We start from the raw sequence: 17,494 nt of genomic DNA on the forward strand, positions 1-17,494 counted from the left end.
CGTGCGGCGCCCGCCGCACGCCCGTAGGCAAAGCCGTTACGAAAGGCCCAGTTGCTGGGCGGTCGCATCGACGGCCTTCTTCGCCTTCGATACGAGTTCATCGATTTCCTGACGCGAGACCACGAGCGGCGGCGACAGCAGCATCCGGTCGCCGGTCGCACGCATGATCAGGTTCCCGTTGAAACAGAAGTCGCGGCAGATCGTGCCGACGTCGCCGCCGTTCTTGAAGCGACGGCGTTCGGCCGGCGATTCGGCGAGCTGCAGGCTTGCGACCATCCCGTGGCCGTGCACTTCGCCGACGATCGGATGGCGCGCGAAGGTCTCGCGCATCAGCGCCTGGAAGTACGGGCCCGTGTCGGTCTTCACGCGCTCGACGATCCCTTCGTCACGCAGCAGCTTCAGGTTCGCGACCGCGACGGCCGCGGCAACCGGGTGGCCCGAGTACGTGAGGCCGTGATTGAATTCGCCGTTGTCGATGATCGGGCGCGCGATGCGCTCGTGAATGCCGACCGCGCCCATCGGCACGTAGCCCGACGTCAGGCCCTTGGCCATCGTGATCAGGTCCGGTTCGAAGCCGAAATGCTGGTGTGCGAACCATTCGCCGGTGCGGCCGAACCCGCCGATCACTTCGTCCGCGACCAGCAGGATGTCGTACTTGCGGCAGATCCGCTGGATTTCCGGCCAGTACGTCGACGGCGGGAAGATCACGCCGCCCGCTCCCTGGAACGGCTCGCCGATGAACGCGGCGACGTTCTCCGCGCCCAGTTCGAGAATCTTCGCTTCGAGCTGCTGCGCGCGTGCCAGGCCGAATGCTTCGGGCGTCTCGCCGGCCTGCGCTTCGCCGAAGAAATACGGCTGGTCGATGTGCACGATGTGCTCGACCTTCGACGGCATCTGCTCGTGCATGTAGCCCATCCCGCCGAGCGTGCCGCCGGCGATCGTCGAGCCGTGGTAGCCGTTCTTGCGCGAGATCACGTATTTCTTCTGCGGCTTGCCCTGCACGCGCCAGTACTGGTGCACGAGACGCAGCACGGTGTCGTTGCCTTCCGAGCCGCTGTTGCAATAGAAGAAGTGGTTGAAGCCGGCGGGTGTGACTTCGGCGAGCATCGCCGACAGCTCGATCACCGGCGGGTGCGTGGTCTTGAAGAACGTGTTGTAGAACGGCAGTTCCTGGATCTGGCGATACGCGGCGTCGGCGAGTTCCTTGCGGCCGTAGCCGACGTTCACGCACCAGAGTCCGGCCATCCCGTCGATGACCTTGTTGCCGTCCGAGTCCCACAGATAGACGCCGTCGGCCTTCACGATCACGCGGCTGCCCGCGCGGTTCAGTGCGCCCATGTCGGAAAACGGGTGGATGTGGTGCGCGGCGTCGAGCGCGCGGTATTCGGCGGTCGAGCGTGCCTGCGTCGTGCGGGCCGCGGGTGCGGCGGGCTGGATCCACGCGGATTCGTTGCGGTAAGTCATGTTTCCTCCGTATTTCGGTAGTGCGTTGTGCGCGCGCTTAGACGTGCAGCAGCAGATGACGGCGTTCCCACGAGCTGATCACGCGGAAGAACGCTTCGTATTCGGTTTCCTTCAGCGCGAAATACGCCTTCAGGAACTTGTGGCCGAGAATCTCGCCGAGCGGCTCGCACGCGGCCATCAGCGTGAGGCCTTCCTCGAGGTTGCGCGGCAGCTGGTAGGGCAGCTCGTAGCCGTCGCTGACGAGCGGCTCGGTCGGCTCCAGACGCTGCGTCATGCCGAGATAGCCGGCCGCGAGCGTGGCCGCCAGCGCGAGGTACGGGTTGCAGTCGACGCCCGGGATCCGGTTCTCGATGCGGCGTGCGGCCGGCCCCGAGTGCGGGATGCGGAAGCCGACCGTGCGGTTGTCGTAGCCCCACTGCACGTTGATCGGCGCGGCCATGAAGCGCGACAGCCGGCGGTACGAGTTGATGTACGGCGCGAAGATCGGCATCAGTGCAGGCGTGTACTTCTGCAGGCCGGCGAGGTAGTTGTAGAACAGCGACGTCGCGCCGCCCGTTTCCGGCGACGTGAACAGGTTGCGGCCCGTTTCCTCGTCGACGATGCTCTGGTGCACGTGCATCGCGGAGCCCGGCTCGTTTTCCATCGGCTTGGCCATGAACGTCGCGTACATGTTGTGACGCAGCGCTGCTTCACGCACCGTGCGCTTGAACAGGAACACCTGGTCGGCCAGCGACAGCGCGTCGCCGTGCATGAAGTTGATCTCCATCTGCGCGGCACCGACTTCGTGGATCAGCGTGTCGATGTCGAGGTTCTGCGCGTCGCAGTACTCGTAGATGTCCTCGAACAGCGGGTCGAACTCGTTGACGGCCTCGATCGAATACGACTGGCGGCCCGTCTCGGGGCGGCCCGTGCGGCCGACCGGCGGACGCAGCGGCAGATCCGGGTCCTTGTTCATGTCGACCAGGTAGAACTCGAGTTCCGGCGCGACGACCGGCTTCCAGCCCTTCGCCTTGTACAGGTCGAGCACGCGGCGCAGCACGTAGCGCGGCGAGATCTCGACCGGCGAGCCGTCGAAGTGCACGCAATCGTGGATCACCTGCGCGGTCGGGTCGACGGCCCACGGGATCAGGCGGATGGTCGACGTGTCGGGCACGCACACCATGTCGGGATCGGTCACGCCGGTGAGCGAGCCGTCTTCCGGATACTCGCCGGTGACGGTCTGCACCATCACGGCTTGCGGCAGCCGCATCGATTCGCCGGACGTGAACTTGTTTCGCGGCGTGATCTTGCCGCGCGCGATGCCGGCCATGTCGGGAATGATCGCTTCGATCTCGGTGATCCGGTGTTGCTTCAGAAAGTCTTCGATGTCTTGCATGTCTGTTCTCGTTATGTGGGTCGGTGCGCTCAGGCGAGCGCGGCGGCGGCCGTGGCGCGCGTGCGGGCATCGCGGCGGGCGCGGCAGGCGTCGCCGAAGGCGCGGAAGATCGCGCTCGACAGCGGGTCCTGTGCATGCCGCCATTCCGGATGCCATTGCACGGCGAGGGCGAACGCCGGGGCATCGACGACGCTGACGGCTTCGATCAGGCCGTCCGGCGCGACGGCCTCGACGGCGAGGCCGGAGCCGAGTTGCGCGATGCCCTGCTTGTGCAGCGAGTTCACGTGCACGTCGTCGCGGCCGCCGGCGAGCGTGTGCAGCACGCCGCCGGGCGTCAGCCGCACCGCGTGCGCGGGGCCGTATTGCGTGTCCATCGGTGCGTCGTCGTCCTCGCGGTGATCGGCGAGGCCCGGCACGTCGTGCACGCGCTGATGCAGCGTGCCGCCGCAGACGACATTCAGCTCCTGGAAGCCGCGGCACACGGCAAGCACGGGCACGCCGGCGGCGATCGCCGCGCGCAGCAGCGGCAGCGTGGTCGCATCGCGTGCGGGGTCGTGCTTCGTGCCGGGCGCGCTCGGCTCGCCGCCGTACAGGTGCGGCTCGACGTTCGAATAGCTGCCGGTAAACAGCAGCCCGTCGACCGTCTCGAGCACGTCGTCGACCGACTGGCGATCGCCGAGCGCGGGCAACACCATGGCGAGCGCCTGCGCGCCGTCGACGATCGCGGCGACGTACTTGTCGCCGACCGTATGCGACGCGTGTGCACCGATCTGCGTGAGGTCGGCAGTGATGCCGACGAGGGGTTTCCTTTCCATGACGTCAATCAGTTGTCCATAGGGCTGTCGCGTGCATCGTGCGGAAGACGGCAAAACGCAGGCGCGACTTGACCCCGCAGCCTGGCGAGAAGCGCAAGGCCGCTGATGAATGGGCGCAACGGGACGGTGTGGCGATCCGCGCTGCGCGCGACGGTCAGGCTGTCGTTCGTTTCATTGCGCGCGCCGCGGCGACGCATGCGCGAACGCGTTCCGTCAACGCGCGGACGATGCGCACCGACGAACGGGCAACGGAAACGAACGACGAGAAAAGGGGGAGAGGCGCTATGGCAGCAGCGACGCGACTTCGTCGGTATCGACGGCCACGAATGCGCGTGCGGAAACGGCGTTGTGACGCCGAACGGAACGACGGGACAGGATGGTGTAGATCGACAGGTGCAGCAGGCGAGGACTATGCCAGCCGCAACTGCCATCGGAAGCGGGAACAGCGCTGCGCAAACTTCGCACATCGCCTCGATCCCACCTCACCAGAGGGCCACGGACTCTCACGATTACACTCGACTGGTTTGTTGAAAGTATTGAACACCTGATCGTTTCAGCGCGCTGGGCGTTTAAAATAATCGAGGCGCCAGATCTGCGTCACTTACATTGATCGGCATCAATTGGTGCGTTGCGATAACGTTTTCTGCTGCCGATGAATGGTCAAAACGCTGACCTGAGAGCCAGCATATACGAGCCAAAAACGGCGTCAAATGTTTTTTGAGACTCGCGTGTCAGGGCTTTCCCGAGCACTGCGAACAAAATATTCGTAAATGGAATGACGCATCGGGTGTTCATTATTTCGAACACCTTGCAGGGTTTTCCCTTCTGATGCGCGGGATAAAGTGATTAGAATATTCAACGGCTGCCTAATGCGTCGTTTCACTTTTTCACCGCACTACTATCGTGTCCGAAACCGAATCGATGTCCACCGAAGTCGCCGAGCGCCTGCGTTTCGTGCGCAACAAGCATGGCCTGTCGCAGCGTGAACTCGCGAAGCGGGCCGGCGTGACCAACGGCACGATCTCGCTGATCGAACAGGGCCGCGTGAGCCCGTCGGTCGGCTCGCTGAAGAAGCTGCTCGAATGCATCCCGATGAGTCTGGCGGAGTTCTTCACGTTCGAGCTGGTCGAATCGCGCTCGATCGTGTCGCGCCGCGACGAGATGCCGAACCTCGGCAACGACGCGCTCGCCTTCCATCTCGTCGGCGCGGGCGTGAAGGATCGCAACATGTGCATCATGCGCGAGGTCTATCAGCCGCTTGCCGATACCGGCCCCGAGATGCTCGTGCATGCGGGGCATGAGGGCGGCGTCGTCGTATCGGGCCGGCTCGAGCTGACCGTCGACGGCGCAACGTGGCTGCTCGACCCCGGAGACGGCTACTACTTCGAAAGCCGTTTGCCACACCGTTTTCGCAATCCCAGCGCGGAACAGCTCTGCGAGGTCGTGTCGGCCAATTCGCCGGCGACCTTCTGACCGCGCATCCCCGCATTCGCCGCCGGCCGTGTTGCCGTTGCGCGGCATGCCGCAGCGCGAATGACACAACCATTGAGGCATCCTGAATGAACAAGTTGACTTTGGCTGACTGGCAGGACAAGGCGGCGTCGCTCGAGATCGAGGGGCGTGCATTCATCGACGGCGCGTCGCGTGACGCGCACGGCGGCAAGACGTTCGACTGCGTGAGCCCGATCGACGGCCGCGTGCTCGCGAAGGTGGCCGATTGCGGCGAAGCCGATGTGAACGCGGCCGTCGCCGCCGCGCGCCGTGCATTCGATGCGGGCGTGTGGGCCGGGCTCAACCCGCGCGCGCGCAAGGCCGTGCTGCTGCGCTGGGCCGCGCTGATGCGCGAGCATCTCGACGAACTGTCGCTGCTCGAAACGCTCGACGCGGGCAAGCCGATCGGCGACACCACGACGGTCGACGTGCCGGGCGCCGCGTATTGCGTCGAGTGGTTCGCCGAGGCGATCGACAAGGTCGGCGGCGAAGTCGCGCCGGCCGATCATCATCTGGTGGGGCTCGTCACGCGCGAGCCGGTCGGCGTGGTGGCGGCCGTCGTGCCGTGGAACTTCCCGATCCTGATGGCCGCGTGGAAGTTCGGCCCGGCGCTGGCGGCCGGCAACAGCGTCGTGCTGAAGCCGTCCGAGAAATCGCCACTGACCGCGATCCGCGTCGCGCAGCTCGCGTACGAGGCCGGCATCCCGGCCGGCGTGTTCAACGTCGTGCCCGGTGCGGGCGAGCCGGGCAAGCTGCTCGCGCTGCATCGCGACGTCGACTGCATCGCGTTCACCGGTTCCACCGCGGTCGGCAAGCTGATCATGCAGTATGCCGCGCAGTCGAACCTGAAGCGCGCATGGCTCGAACTCGGCGGCAAGTCGCCGAACATCGTGCTGCCCGATTGCCCGGATCTCGACCGCGCCGCACAGACCGCGGCCGGCGCGATCTTCTACAACATGGGTGAGATGTGCACGGCCGGTTCGCGCCTGCTCGTGCATCGCGACATCAAGGATGCGTTCATCGAGAAGCTGGTCGCGGCCGCACGTGCGTACGTGCCCGGCAATCCGCTCGATCCGTCGGTGTCGATGGGCGCGATCGTCGACGGGATCCAGCTCGAGCGCGTGCTCGGCTATATCGACGCGGGGCGTGGCGAAGGCAGGCTGGTCACGGGTGGCACGCGCGTGAAGCAGGAGACGGGCGGCTTCTACGTCGAGCCGACGGTGTTCGAGGTGAAGCCCGATGCGAAGATCGCGCGCGAGGAGATTTTCGGGCCGGTGCTGTCGGTGATCGTGTTCGACGACCTCGACGAAGCGGTGCGGATCGCGAACGATACCGAGTACGGGCTGGCGGCGGCCGTGTGGACGTCGAACCTGACGACCGCGCACGAGGTGTCGCGCCGGCTGCGCGCGGGCACGGTGTGGGTGAACTGCTACGACGAGGGGGGCGACATGAACTTCCCGTTCGGCGGCTACAAGCAGTCGGGCAACGGCCGCGACAAGTCGCTGCACGCGCTCGAGAAGTACACCGAGCTGAAGTCGACGCTGATCCGGCTGCGCTGAGGCAGCGTGCGGGCGCGGCGCCGGCCGGCGATGCGCCCGCGTGCGTCAGGCGGTGCGCAGCGCCGGGTGGAAGCCCGCGGCCTCGATGATCGACTGCACGCGCTCGGCGCCTTGTGCCGATTCGACCTTGACGGTCTTCGCGGCAACGTCGATATCGAGCTTCGCGGCGGGGTCGGCGGCCGTCACGGCGCGCGTGATCGCGTTGGCGCAGCCGCCGCAGGTCATGTCCTGGACTTCGAATTCCATCGTGTTCTCCTGAGTTGACGATTGACGAACAGACCCAGCATGAAGCTTGCCATGGTGGGAAGGTCAAGCGCATTCGTGCCGGTTCGGACGGCTGCGCGGTGAAGGGGGACGTATTGTCCGACGCACGATGTTTCGACATGCGTGCTCCCGTACCCGGCCCGGCGGCACGTCAGGCGCAGTGCTGAACGAGCCCGCACCTGTTACGGTCATCGGCCATGAACGCTCGATACATCCCGGCGCCGTCGCTGCCGAACGAGTCGAACTGCCGGATGAGCGTTGCGACCCATTTCGGGCTCTGTATATGCATGAAGTGACCGGACCCGACGTGAATGGACTGGACGCCGGGTGCCAGGCGGGCGAGCCGATCGATTTCGGCCGGTGGGCGCAATCGGTCGAATGTGCCCGCGACGAGTACGCTCGGTGCCGGAAGCCTTGCGATGTCGTCGTCGAGATTCATGTTGGCCAGCATTGCGAAGATGCCGGCAAAACTCGCGGGATCGCCGGTCAGCCATCGATTCCGAAACGTCCGGTATCGCGCTGTGTCGGTCTGTAGCTGGACAGGCCAGGTCAGTTCGAGCAGTGCGGGAAGCAGATCGCGCAGCCCTTCCTTCCGGAGCGCACCGGCGCGAGCGAGGGTGTGTTCCCGTGTGTCGGGCGCGACGCCGCAAGCAGGTGCCATTGCGATCAGCGAGCGAACCCGATGCGGATAGCGGGACGCGAAGCGGATGGCTATGCCGGCGCCGACGGCCACGCCTGCCAGCACTACCGGCTCGGCGATTCCTGTCGCGTCGAGAAGGGCGACCAGATCATCGACATGCGTATCGATGTCGGGGGCTTCCAGCAGTTTCTCCGACAGGCCGGCGCCACGCGTGTCGTAGCGCAGTAACGTCCGGTCGGCGGGAAGGAGCGACCAGACGAGATCCCAGCTTTCCAGTGCGCCGCCCATCTCGTGAATCAACACGATGGGCCGGAAATCGCCTTCGCGAAGTTCGTATCTGAGAACGGTTCCGTTGACTTCGAGCCAGTCCAAGAGAGGTCTCCCAGGTTTTGTCAGTCGATAACGCGCGGACGCGGCGGCGGCTTGCGCCTTGTCACGCTGCCGGTATGTTGGGCAGCGCCGGCGCGATTGACAATCGACGTTTCCAAAAGGGGACTTTGCCGAAAACTAAAGGTCCGCGAGACGTGACGGGGTCGACCGGTAGGGCGGCAACCGGTCCGCCGACCGGCGAGCGGATGCGCGGCAAGGTCGATGCGTGGCGAGGTTCGAATGCCGGCCGTCTTAAAGCCGCCGAAAGGGCGCTTTTGCAAAGCAAAATTGGCCTGGCGGATCATCCCGGTCATGCTGGGGACCCGAAGAAATCGACCGGACCGGATTTGCCGATGCGCGACGCCCTGATTGTTTCCCCCCTTCGAACGCCGATAGGCAAGTTCGGCGGCGCGCTTGCGCCGCTTACCGCGGACGTGTTGGCCGCAGAAGTCATCAAGGCGCTGGTGGCCCGCACCGGGATCAGCCCTGACACGCTGGACGAGGTGATCGTGTCGCAGTCGTACGCGTCCAGCGAAGCGCCGTGCATGGGCCGCTATGCGGCGCTGCTGGCCGGATTGCCCGTCACGGTGCCCGGGTATACCGTTGACCGCCGCTGCGGGTCCGGCCTTCAGGCGCTGATCAATGCCGCCACGGCCGTGCAGACCGGTATCGCGGATGCCGTGCTTGCGGCGGGGGTGGAAAGCATGAGCAACATCGAGTACTACACGACCGACATGCGCTGGGGCGCGCGCAGCTGGTCGGTGACACTGCACGACCGGCTCGAGCGCGGGCGGGAGCGCTCGCAACCGGCGTCCCGATTCGGGCGCATTTCGGGCATGCCTGAGACCGCCGAAAATCTGGCCGTTGACTACGGCATCACCCGTGAAGATTCGGACAAGCTCGCGGTACTCAGTCATCAGCGTGCGGCTGCAGCCTGGCGCGATGGACGTTTCGATGCCGAGGTGATCGCCGTCGACGTGAAAAGGAAAGGGGGCGTCGAGCGGGTCCGGCAGGACGAAGGCGTGCGTGCCGATGTATCGATGGAGCGCCTGCAGGCGCTGAAGCCTTTGCTGCCGGGTGGCGTCACGACCGCCGGCAACGCCAGTCAGCAGAACGATGCGGCGGCCGGGTGTCTGGTCGTCAGCGAAGACTATGCAAGACGTAACGGCCTCCGGCCGCTTGCCCGGCTGGCGGGCTGGGCGGCCGCGGGTTGCGATCCCGCACGCATGGGGATCGGCCCCGTGCCGGCCGTCGGGAAGCTCCTCGGGAGATTGCGGCTCACATTGGGCGACGTCGACCTGATCGAGGTGAACGAGGCCTTCGCCGCGCAGGTGCTCGCCGTCCTGCGTCAATGGCGCATCGACGACCTTTCGAATATCAACGTCAACGGCTCGGGCATTTCTCTCGGTCACCCGATTGGCGCGACCGGCCTGCGTATCATGACGACGCTGCTGCACGAAATGTCGCGGCGCGGCAGTCGATACGGGCTGGAGACGATGTGCGTGGGCGGTGGCCAGGGCGTGGCGGCGCTGTTCGAGCGCGTCGAGTGATTTGAGCGTGCACGGCCTGCCGGGCGCGTGACCCATACGACAGACAATTCGCAGCAGCGAATCAAGGAGACAGGAATATGATGCAGTCCCGCATGATTGGCGACCTGAAAGTCACGCGTATTCTCGAATACGCCGGCCCGACTCACGATCCGGCATTCCTGTTTCCCGATATCGACCGTTCGGTGCTGGACGATCACGCCGCACTGATGTCGCCCAATCACTGGATCGCGCACATGAACAAGCTGATCGTGACCATTCAGTTCTGGGTCGTTCATGCCGGCGGCAATATCATCGTCATCGATACGGGCGTAGGCAATTTCAAGCCCCGGCCCGGAATCGCGCGAATGAACATGCTCAATACGCTGGTCAAGGAGTGGATGGTCGCGGCGGGTGCGCCGCCGGAAAAGGTCACTCATGTGGTGATGACGCACCTGCATGCGGACCACGTCGGCTGGAACACCACGTGGCAGGATAACCGGTGGGTGCCTACGTTTCCGAACGCACGCTATTACCTGCCGAAGGACGACTTCGTCTTCTGCGACGAAGGGCGCAACAAGGAACCGGGTGTCGTCGATGTATTTGGCGAGTCGTTCTTCGATAGCGTGATGCCGGTCGTCAATGAAGGGCTCTCGGAAATGATCGATCCGGCTCGCGAGATTGCGGATTGCCTGATCGTCGAGCCGGCGCCGGGGCACAGCCCGGGACAAGTCGCGTTCCGCGTGCGCTCGCGCGGCGAAGAGGGCATTTTTTGCGGCGACATTTTTCATAGTCCGCTGCAGATCGTGCGTCCCGATGTGAATTCCGGATATTGCATCTGGCCTGACATTGCGCGCCAGACTCGCCTCGCATGTCTGAACCGTGCCGCCGACCGGGAAGCGCTTCTGCTGCCCGTCCACTTCGGCGAACCGCATTGCGGCTATATTCGCCGCGAGGGGCAGGGGTTCCGGTTCGAACCGGCGGCCTGGTGATTCCGGCTCGTGCGTGGCGTCGCACGCGGCCGGTGGCAACGTCGTGCGCAATGCGCGGTGCCTTCGGTGTCCCGTTATGATGACGGCTCCGGAAGCTGAAACCGAGACACAAAGATGGCCGTATCGTTTGATATCACCGATTTCCGCCTGTTCGTCAATGTTGCGGAAACCCGCAGCCTGACACGCGGCGCGGAGCGGTCGTTCTTGTCGGTGCCCGCGGTCAGCAATCGGATCAAGAATCTCGAGGACACGCTCGGCATTCGCCTGCTCGAACGTTCGCCGCAAGGCGTTGCGCTCACCGATGCCGGCCAGGTTTACCTGCAGCATGCGCGCGTCGTGCTCTCCGAGCTGGAGAAGCTGACAGGCGACCTGCAGCGGTTCGCGCCGGGGCTGACGGGCCATCTTCGGCTCGTCGCGAATACGACGGCCGTCACCGAATATCTGCCGCCGGTCATCGGCGATTACCTGAAGGCTCATCCGGATATCCATATCGACGTACGCGAGCGTCTGAGCGATGAGATCGTGCGCATCGTGCGCGAGGGCGCTGCCGATCTCGGCATCATTTCCGGCAACGTGACGACCGACGGTTTGCAGACCGTACCGTTCGTGTCCAGCACGCTGGTCCTGATTGCCCCGTTGGGGCATCCACTTCTGGAGAACACGGAAGTATCGTTCGAGGAAGCGCTCGCTTATTCGTTCGTTGCGCTGATGGAAGGAAGCGCAATCCAGATATTCCTGAACCGGGCTGCGTCGGTGGCGCACAAGCCGATGACGATACGCGTCCATGTCGCGAGCTACGATGCAATCTGTCGTATGGTCGGCGCGGGAGCGGGAATCGCGATCGTTCCGCAGGCCGCCTTTGTGCGACTGAAAGGAGACCAGCCGATTGGCTCGTGTGTGTTGCGCGATCCATGGGCGCTGCGAACGTTTCAGGTGTGCGCCCGCGATCTCGACGGCCTGTCGGCTTTCGCGCGCGAGTTCGCGCATCGCCTGATCGAACGCTACTCCGCGAACGGCTCCGTCTGACGGCATACGCGAGAGCCGCGCGTCGTCGTCGACGCGTGTCTTGCGGGACCGGTGCAGGGTACCTATCTTTCCGGCAGCGAGGCCGGGAAGGGCCTGCAGCAATCCGGAAAACGTCCGGTTTTCCACGCATTCCAAACATGGCCTGAATCCGTCGCTCGCATGCGTTGGCGAGCGGCGGACAGCGCATTTCCCGCCCCTCGGATTGATCCGGCGGAGGGTCTTAACCACAGCTTAATGGTGCTTGTGGAACCCCAAATTGTGAGTGGATAAAGCGCGTGGCACGCTACGTGGGTCGAGCGTCGCGAATTACCGTAGCGCTCCTGCCACAGGCCGAGAGAATCGACGGACATGATCAACAAGATATGCAGCACGGCATTGGACGCCGTTCATGATGTACCCGACGGCGCGACGATCGCGGTCGGCGGCTTCGGCGGGGCCGGCATGCCCGACGAACTGATCGATGCGTTGATCGAGCAGGGCGCGAAGGAACTCGTGGTGGTCAGCAACAACGCAGGCAATGGCGATTCCGGGCTGGCGGCATTGCTGAAGGCGCGCCGCGTCCGCAGGTTGCTGTGCTCGTTTCCCCGTCAGAAAGACGCCTACGTTTTCGAGGAGTTGTACCGCGCCGCACGCATCGAACTGGAGGTCGTTCCGCAAGGCAATCTTGCGGAACGCCTGCGGGCCGCCGGTTGCGGAATCGGTGCGTTTTATACGCCGACCGGTTTCGGAACGATGCTGGCAGAGAACAAGGAAACGCGCCGGATCAACGATCGCGACTTCGTTCTCGAATATCCGATTCACGTCGATTTCGCGCTGATCAACGGGAAGGCCGCCGACCGGTGGGGCAACCTGGTCTACAACAAGACGGCTCGCAACTTCGCTCCCGTGATGGCAATGGCGGCGAAGACCACGATTGCCGCGGTGGAGCAGGTGCGCGGACTCGGCGAACTGGATCCGGAAACGATTGTCACGCCCGGCATCTTTGTCAGCCGCGTAGTGGTTCGCGGCGACGGCCACACGCATTGAACGTAGCGAAGACGGAGAACGAAATGAATCGAGAAGCGCGGAATCTGCTGGCCGCTCGCGTCGCGCGCGACATTCCCGACGGCGCTTACGTGAACCTCGGCATCGGCCTTCCGACGCTCGTCGCCAATCATCTCGGGCGCGACAAGGAGGTGATCCTGCATAGCGAGAACGGGGTTCTAGGTCAGTGGGCCGCGGCAGAGCCGGGACAGGAAGACTGGGACCTGATCAATGCCGGCAAGGAAGCGATCAGGCTCGGACGTGGTGCGGCGTTCTTTCACCACGCCGATTCTTTCGGGATGATGCGTGGCGGCCATCTGGATTTTTGCGTGCTGGGTGCTTTTCAGGTGTCGGCAAATGGCGATCTCGCGAATTGGCACACCGGTGAAGAGGACTCCATTCCGGCCGTTGGCGGTGCAATGGATCTGGCGATCGGCGCCAAGCGGGTCTTCGTGATGATGGACCACCTGACCAAAGACGGAAAAAGCAAACTGCTGCCCCGCTGCACGTATCCGCTGACGGGTCTGGGTTGCGTGAGCCGGGTCTATACCGATCTCGCCACACTCGAGATTCGCGAGGACAGCGTATTCGTGATCGAAATCGTCGACGGCCAGACGCCGTTGACCCTTCAGGCGGCGACTGGAATCCCGCTCGATTTCTCGTTATTGGACGCGTCGCAGCCTGCATAGGATAGGACGACCTCTGCCGGAGACGGCGCAGAAAATATAACGACTGCAATGGAGACGGAAAATGTTTGAATGGTACAGACGCGGTACGCCGCAGCAGAAGAAGACATTCTGGGCATGTTATTCAGGATGGGCGCTGGACTCGTTCGACATGCAGATGTTCAGCTTTCTGTTGCCTGCGCTGATGGCGACGTGGGCGCTGAGCAAGGGCCAGGTCGGACTCATCGGCACCGTGGCGCTGGTGGTCACGGCTATCGGTGGATGGGTCGCCGGCATCATGAGCGATCGCTACGGGCGGGTCCGTGTACTGATTTTCACGATCCTCTGGTTCACGTTCTTTGGCGTGCTGGCCGGCTTCGCCCAGTCATACGAGCAATTGCTGGTCGCTCGCACGCTTCAGGGGCTTGGATTCGGCGGCGAGTGGGCCGTAGGGGCCGCGTTGATGGCCGAAGCGTCCAGCCCGCAGTACCGCAGCAAGGCGATGGGCTTCGTGCAATCCGGGTTTGCGCTCGGCTGGGCGCTTGCCGTTCTGGTCGCCACGATCCTGCTGACGCATCTGCCGAAAGAGATGGCCTGGCGCGTCGCGTTCTGGAGCGGTGTCATTCCTGCAAGTGTCGTGCTGTTTATCCGGCGCAACGTAAAGGAGTCGGAACTGTTCGAGCAATCCAGGCATACCACGGCTCCGCGCGCTTCGCTGTCTTCGGCGTTCGATCCGCAGTATCTGCGGTCGACCATTCTGGCCAGTCTGCTGGTGATCGGGCTGCAGGCCGGATGCTACGCGATCCTGGTCTGGCTGCCCTCGTTGCTGATCGAGCGCCATGTTGCACCGGGGTCGCTCATCACGACCATTCTGATCATGGCGTTTGGTTCCTTCTGCGGATTTGCGGTGTCGGCATATCTCGCGGACAAGGTAGGGCGGCGTCCCACGCTGATCGTGCTGTCGCTTGGCAGCTGGATCGTGACGGTCTGCTATATGTTCGTGGCGCTTAGCCCGGCGCTCGCCAGCATCATGGGATTCTGGGTCGGGTTTCTGTCCATCGGTATGTTTGCCGCACTCGGGCCGTATTTGAGCGAACTGTTCCCGACGAATGTTCGAACCACTTGCATGGGCTTCGCATACAACGTCGGCAAGTCCGTGGGCGCGAGTGCGGTGGCGGGCGTCGGCATCCTGTCGGCGCGCACCGGATTGGCCACGGCCATCGGCCTGTTCTGCCTCGGGTCATACGCGATCTCGGTGCTCGCGATCCTGATGTTGCCCGAGACTCGCGGCGTCAAGCTCGACGAACTGGACACGAGCCTGAGCGGCGCCGGTGTCGCACGGCAGGCCGGCGCCATGGCCCACGGCGGTGACTGATGTCATCGACGCGGTGTGCTTGCGGCATACCTGTTTTCAAAGAGGGAAAAGAAATGATCCGGATGCTCTATCTGCTCGTCAAACCCGAAGGCATGTCGAACGAGCAATTCAGGCGCGAGTGCGCGCGGCACGATGAAATGTCCCGCGACGTACCCGGCCTGTTGAAATACGAGGTGCGGTACGTGGCCGAACAGCCTGCCGATACGCATGTGCCGTTCTTCGACATCGGTCACGTCGACGCCATCGGCGAATGCTGGTTCGAGAACGACGCCGCCTACCGGCAATATCTCGATTCGGATATTCGCCGGGCCTGGTTTGAGCACGGGAAGACCTTTATCGGCAAGCTCAAGCCGTTTCGCACCGAACCGGTCCTGCCGCAGCCGGACGAATGATTCGCGGGCACAGCGTCATGCACGAATCATGCGATCACCCGTTTGCCTCGTCGGGATATGACGATCTGACGATCCTGCTGCCCGTGTCCAGCACAGGTGAGCGTTCTTATCGAAGCTGCTTCGTTCATTTCGAGTCCCGCCCGATGTTCGGCGCCGGCCTGATGGCGGGTCAGGGAGTATGGGCCGCGGCCCAGTCGATCGGGAGTCGTCGTGTACGCGCGCTGGAACTGAGCATCTCGGGAGAGCCTCGTTCGGGCGAGGGGCTGGAGTACGCGGTCGAGTCTGCCGGCGCGAAGGCCGGCAACGTGTGTCGGGACGTCTATGCCGTGCAAGGGCTGGATATGCTGGGCCGCATGCAGGTGATTTTCGCGGAGACGGAAGCATGCGCGGCGGCATGCGGGACGGCCTATGCGGAAGACGCGTCGAGCGATGCGGCGGTTGCAGGGCCGTCGCCGATGGACGCCACGCGCCGCGGTGAACGCCACATGCCGTTCGCGGAAATCCGTGAATGGATCGCGACCCTGCCGGAGCCCGGCGAGGCTGGCAATGTCCGACTGCGTGTCTGGTGTCGGCTCAGGCATCCATTGCCGGCTGGGGGCGCGTGGTGTGCGGCTGCATTGACGTATATCGCGGTCAGCCATACACCCGTCGCCGTCGAGACCGGCCGGACGCCGGCCGAAGCCGTGAGCTTCGAACCCGGTTCGGGCGAATTCTCGATGCGGTTTCACCGTGGTTCGTTCGACGTTAACGACTGGATGTTGCTCGATAGTGCGATCACGCGTTCGATGACCCGAAGGTATTCGGTGGAAACGAACATCTTTTCGCGTAGCGGCGTGCTTGTCGCGACCAGTTTGGGGAAGAACTCGCGCTGATGTCGATGCTGGCGAATTTCAGATTCATTCGAACAGGAGACGAAAAATGCTGTTTTGCGTAGAAATGCAGGTCAACATTCCAGCCACGCTCGATGCGAACCGCGTGGAGGAGATCAAGGTGGCGGAGAAGGCGAAAGCAATCGAGATTCAGAAATCGGGCAAGTGGCCGCACCTGTGGCGGGTCGTCGGCCGGTATTCCAATATCAGCATCTTTGATGTCGAGGGTAACGACGAGCTGCATCAGTTGCTGTCTTCGCTGCCGCTGTTTCCGTATATGACGATTCAGGTGACGCCGCTGGCGCGTCATCCGTCGGCCATCTAGGGCCTGTTACGGGCGCACGGCGTTGCCGTGTGCCTGCCGCTTTTCGGCCGAAGGTTCGATGACACATTATCTGGTTCAGGAGTCGTTCGATCTCGCGACATGGGTGCGGGAAGGCGACACGGTGTTGTGGGGGCAGGCCAACGCGGAACCATTACCGCTTACGCGTGCGTTGATGGCGCAGCGAGAACGGATCGGGCGATTCCGCGTGGTATTGGGAATCGCGTCGAGCGACGCGTGCCGCGCGGAGCATGCCGATTATGTCGAATTCGTCAGCTATGGCGGATCAGGGGCGAATCGTGCGTTGGCCAATGCCGGGGTGCTTGACGTGCTTCCATGTCATTACTCTCAACTGCCTGCATTGCTGCGGGACGGTGCGTTGCGCGTCGACGTGTTGCTGCTGCAGGTGGCGGGACCTGACGAGGCGGGGCGCTACAGCCTCAGTCTCGCTCATGAATATTTGCTGCCCGCTCTCGACAGTGCACGAGTCGTGATCGCCGAAGTTAACCGGCAGGCGCCATGGGTCTACGGCGAGCGGTCGCTGGCGCTCGACCGGTTCGACGCGGTCCTGCTGTCTGATCGACCGGTGCTGGAGCAGGCACGCACTGCGCCCACATCCTGCGATGAACGGATTGCCCGGCACGTGGCCCGATACATCGAGGATGGCGCGACCCTGCAGACGGGCATCGGTTCGATTCCCGATGCCGTGCTTGGCAGCCTGACCGCGCATCGCGACCTCGGCGTGCACTCCGGGAGCATTGGCGATGGCGTGGCCAGACTGATGAATTGCGGTGTGATTTCCAATGCGCGCAAGTCGATTGACAGAGGCAAGACTGTTGCGGGGGTCCTGATAGGAAGCGATGTCCTGCATCGCTTTGCTCATCGCAATCCCAATTTGCTGATGCGCTCGACGGACTACGTCCATCATCCGGACGTGTTGTCCCGCATCGATCGATTCGTCGCGATCAATTCCGCGATTGAAGTCGACTTGACGGGGCAGGTGAACGCCGAGGTCGCGAATGGCACCTATCTTGGCGCAGTGGGCGGCGCGGGTGATTTCTTGCGCGGCGCCGCCCGCTCACGAGGCGGGGTGCCGATTATCGCATTGCCGTCCATGAGTAAGGCGCGGAGCCGAATCGTTGCGCAACTGAACGGTCCGGTCAGCACCTCACGGAGTGACGTTGGCCTGATTGTGACGGAGTTCGGGGCGGCCGACTTGCGCGGACTGAGTTTGAAACAGCGTGTCAGCCGAATGGTCGATATTGCTCATCCCGACGTTAGGGATGAGCTCGCTTGCGCGGGACGGATATGATTGGTCTTCCTGAAC

At 63.7% G+C, this 17,494-nt stretch carries 18 protein-coding genes; 12 read left to right on the forward strand and 6 right to left on the reverse strand.

Annotation, left to right across the window (positions count from 1 at the left end; translation table 11 throughout):
- Positions 1–36: 36 nt before the first annotated feature.
- From BX604_RS08660 to BX604_RS39475, 4 genes are all read right to left on the reverse strand, one after another.
- Positions 37–1,464, reverse strand: a complete 1,428-nt coding sequence (locus BX604_RS08660) for an aspartate aminotransferase family protein (protein ID WP_098550380.1) — start codon at positions 1,462–1,464, stop codon at positions 37–39.
- Between the two features lie 37 nt (positions 1,465–1,501).
- On the reverse strand, positions 1,502–2,839 hold the full coding sequence (locus BX604_RS08665; protein ID WP_098550381.1) for a glutamine synthetase family protein: 1,338 nt from the start codon (positions 2,837–2,839) through the stop codon (positions 1,502–1,504).
- A gap of 29 nt (positions 2,840–2,868) precedes the next feature.
- Positions 2,869–3,654, reverse strand: a complete 786-nt coding sequence (locus BX604_RS08670; protein ID WP_098550382.1) for a gamma-glutamyl-gamma-aminobutyrate hydrolase family protein — start codon at positions 3,652–3,654, stop codon at positions 2,869–2,871.
- 282 nt (positions 3,655–3,936) lie between these two features.
- Positions 3,937–4,119 (reverse strand): hypothetical protein, encoded by a 183-nt coding sequence (locus BX604_RS39475; RefSeq protein ID WP_006488040.1) that lies wholly within the window; start codon positions 4,117–4,119, stop codon positions 3,937–3,939.
- A gap of 456 nt (positions 4,120–4,575) precedes the next feature.
- Here BX604_RS39475 and BX604_RS08680 point away from each other — a divergent pair, with 456 nt between their 5' ends.
- Positions 4,576–5,127, forward strand: coding sequence for a cupin domain-containing protein (locus BX604_RS08680; protein WP_098552776.1), 552 nt, complete (start codon positions 4,576–4,578; stop codon positions 5,125–5,127).
- An 86-nt stretch (positions 5,128–5,213) separates the two neighbouring features.
- On the forward strand, positions 5,214–6,704 hold the full coding sequence (locus tag BX604_RS08685; protein WP_098550383.1) for an aldehyde dehydrogenase: 1,491 nt from the start codon (positions 5,214–5,216) through the stop codon (positions 6,702–6,704).
- A gap of 45 nt (positions 6,705–6,749) precedes the next feature.
- Here the strand turns inward: BX604_RS08685 and BX604_RS08690 are convergent, their stop codons facing one another.
- The gene (locus BX604_RS08690) at positions 6,750–6,950 is read right to left on the reverse strand and encodes a heavy-metal-associated domain-containing protein (protein ID WP_044849094.1); all 201 of its coding nucleotides are present in this window, start codon (positions 6,948–6,950) and stop codon (positions 6,750–6,752) included.
- A 169-nt stretch (positions 6,951–7,119) separates the two neighbouring features.
- Entirely contained in the window at positions 7,120–7,980 is an 861-nt protein-coding gene (locus BX604_RS08700) for an alpha/beta fold hydrolase (protein WP_098550385.1), read from the reverse strand.
- Positions 7,981–8,330: 350 nt separating this feature from the next.
- Here BX604_RS08700 and BX604_RS08705 point away from each other — a divergent pair, with 350 nt between their 5' ends.
- From BX604_RS08705 to BX604_RS08750, 10 genes are all read left to right on the forward strand, one after another.
- A complete protein-coding gene (locus BX604_RS08705) occupies positions 8,331–9,527 on the forward strand; it encodes an acetyl-CoA C-acetyltransferase (RefSeq protein ID WP_098550386.1) in 1,197 nt (398 codons plus the stop codon).
- A 77-nt stretch (positions 9,528–9,604) separates the two neighbouring features.
- Entirely contained in the window at positions 9,605–10,495 is an 891-nt protein-coding gene (locus BX604_RS08710) for an MBL fold metallo-hydrolase (protein WP_098550387.1), read from the forward strand.
- A gap of 114 nt (positions 10,496–10,609) precedes the next feature.
- Entirely contained in the window at positions 10,610–11,521 is a 912-nt protein-coding gene (locus BX604_RS08715) for a LysR substrate-binding domain-containing protein (protein ID WP_098550388.1), read from the forward strand.
- A 348-nt stretch (positions 11,522–11,869) separates the two neighbouring features.
- Positions 11,870–12,547 carry a 3-oxoacid CoA-transferase subunit A gene (locus BX604_RS08720; RefSeq protein WP_098550389.1) on the forward strand — a complete coding sequence of 226 codons (678 nt, stop codon included), beginning with the start codon at positions 11,870–11,872 and terminating at the stop codon, positions 12,545–12,547.
- Positions 12,548–12,570: 23 nt separating this feature from the next.
- Entirely contained in the window at positions 12,571–13,233 is a 663-nt protein-coding gene (locus BX604_RS08725) for a 3-oxoacid CoA-transferase subunit B (protein WP_098550390.1), read from the forward strand.
- 61 nt (positions 13,234–13,294) lie between these two features.
- Positions 13,295–14,584, forward strand: coding sequence for an MFS transporter (locus tag BX604_RS08730; RefSeq protein WP_098550391.1), 1,290 nt, complete (start codon positions 13,295–13,297; stop codon positions 14,582–14,584).
- A 53-nt stretch (positions 14,585–14,637) separates the two neighbouring features.
- A complete protein-coding gene (locus tag BX604_RS08735; RefSeq protein ID WP_096508908.1) occupies positions 14,638–14,976 on the forward strand; it encodes a 4-methylmuconolactone methylisomerase in 339 nt (112 codons plus the stop codon).
- Positions 14,973–15,848 carry an acyl-CoA thioesterase domain-containing protein gene (locus BX604_RS08740; RefSeq protein WP_098550392.1) on the forward strand — a complete coding sequence of 292 codons (876 nt, stop codon included), beginning with the start codon at positions 14,973–14,975 and terminating at the stop codon, positions 15,846–15,848. Before BX604_RS08735 ends, BX604_RS08740 begins: the two co-directional genes overlap by 4 nt.
- Before the next feature lie 46 nt (positions 15,849–15,894).
- Positions 15,895–16,170 carry a muconolactone Delta-isomerase gene (catC, locus tag BX604_RS08745; protein ID WP_098550393.1) on the forward strand — a complete coding sequence of 92 codons (276 nt, stop codon included), beginning with the start codon at positions 15,895–15,897 and terminating at the stop codon, positions 16,168–16,170.
- A gap of 58 nt (positions 16,171–16,228) precedes the next feature.
- A complete protein-coding gene (locus BX604_RS08750; protein ID WP_098550394.1) occupies positions 16,229–17,479 on the forward strand; it encodes an acetyl-CoA hydrolase/transferase family protein in 1,251 nt (416 codons plus the stop codon).
- The last annotated feature ends 15 nt before the right edge of the window (positions 17,480–17,494 follow it).

The organism is Burkholderia sp. JKS000303 (assembly GCF_002563755.1).
Taxonomy (GTDB): domain Bacteria; phylum Pseudomonadota; class Gammaproteobacteria; order Burkholderiales; family Burkholderiaceae; genus Burkholderia; species Burkholderia anthina_B.

Excerpts from the sequence above, each read along its gene's own strand:
- BX604_RS08685 (WP_098550383.1), top strand. The coding sequence starts at position 5,214 with ATGAACAAGTTGACTTTGGCTGACTGGCAGGACAAGGCGGCGTCGCTC.
- BX604_RS08710 (WP_098550387.1), top strand. The coding sequence starts at position 9,605 with ATGATGCAGTCCCGCATGATTGGCGACCTGAAAGTCACGCGTATTCTC.
- BX604_RS08665 (WP_098550381.1), bottom strand. The coding sequence starts at position 2,839 with ATGCAAGACATCGAAGACTTTCTGAAGCAACACCGGATCACCGAGATC.
- BX604_RS08750 (WP_098550394.1), top strand. The coding sequence starts at position 16,229 with ATGACACATTATCTGGTTCAGGAGTCGTTCGATCTCGCGACATGGGTG.
- BX604_RS08725 (WP_098550390.1), top strand. The coding sequence starts at position 12,571 with ATGAATCGAGAAGCGCGGAATCTGCTGGCCGCTCGCGTCGCGCGCGAC.
- BX604_RS08670 (WP_098550382.1), bottom strand. The coding sequence starts at position 3,654 with ATGGAAAGGAAACCCCTCGTCGGCATCACTGCCGACCTCACGCAGATC.
- BX604_RS08690 (WP_044849094.1), bottom strand. The coding sequence starts at position 6,950 with ATGGAATTCGAAGTCCAGGACATGACCTGCGGCGGCTGCGCCAACGCG.
- BX604_RS08730 (WP_098550391.1), top strand. The coding sequence starts at position 13,295 with ATGTTTGAATGGTACAGACGCGGTACGCCGCAGCAGAAGAAGACATTC.
- BX604_RS08735 (WP_096508908.1), top strand. The coding sequence starts at position 14,638 with ATGATCCGGATGCTCTATCTGCTCGTCAAACCCGAAGGCATGTCGAAC.
- BX604_RS08680 (WP_098552776.1), top strand. The coding sequence starts at position 4,576 with ATGTCCACCGAAGTCGCCGAGCGCCTGCGTTTCGTGCGCAACAAGCAT.
- BX604_RS08715 (WP_098550388.1), top strand. The coding sequence starts at position 10,610 with ATGGCCGTATCGTTTGATATCACCGATTTCCGCCTGTTCGTCAATGTT.
- catC (WP_098550393.1), top strand. The coding sequence starts at position 15,895 with ATGCTGTTTTGCGTAGAAATGCAGGTCAACATTCCAGCCACGCTCGAT.
- BX604_RS08660 (WP_098550380.1), bottom strand. The coding sequence starts at position 1,464 with ATGACTTACCGCAACGAATCCGCGTGGATCCAGCCCGCCGCACCCGCG.
- BX604_RS08740 (WP_098550392.1), top strand. The coding sequence starts at position 14,973 with ATGATTCGCGGGCACAGCGTCATGCACGAATCATGCGATCACCCGTTT.
- BX604_RS08705 (WP_098550386.1), top strand. The coding sequence starts at position 8,331 with ATGCGCGACGCCCTGATTGTTTCCCCCCTTCGAACGCCGATAGGCAAG.
- BX604_RS08720 (WP_098550389.1), top strand. The coding sequence starts at position 11,870 with ATGATCAACAAGATATGCAGCACGGCATTGGACGCCGTTCATGATGTA.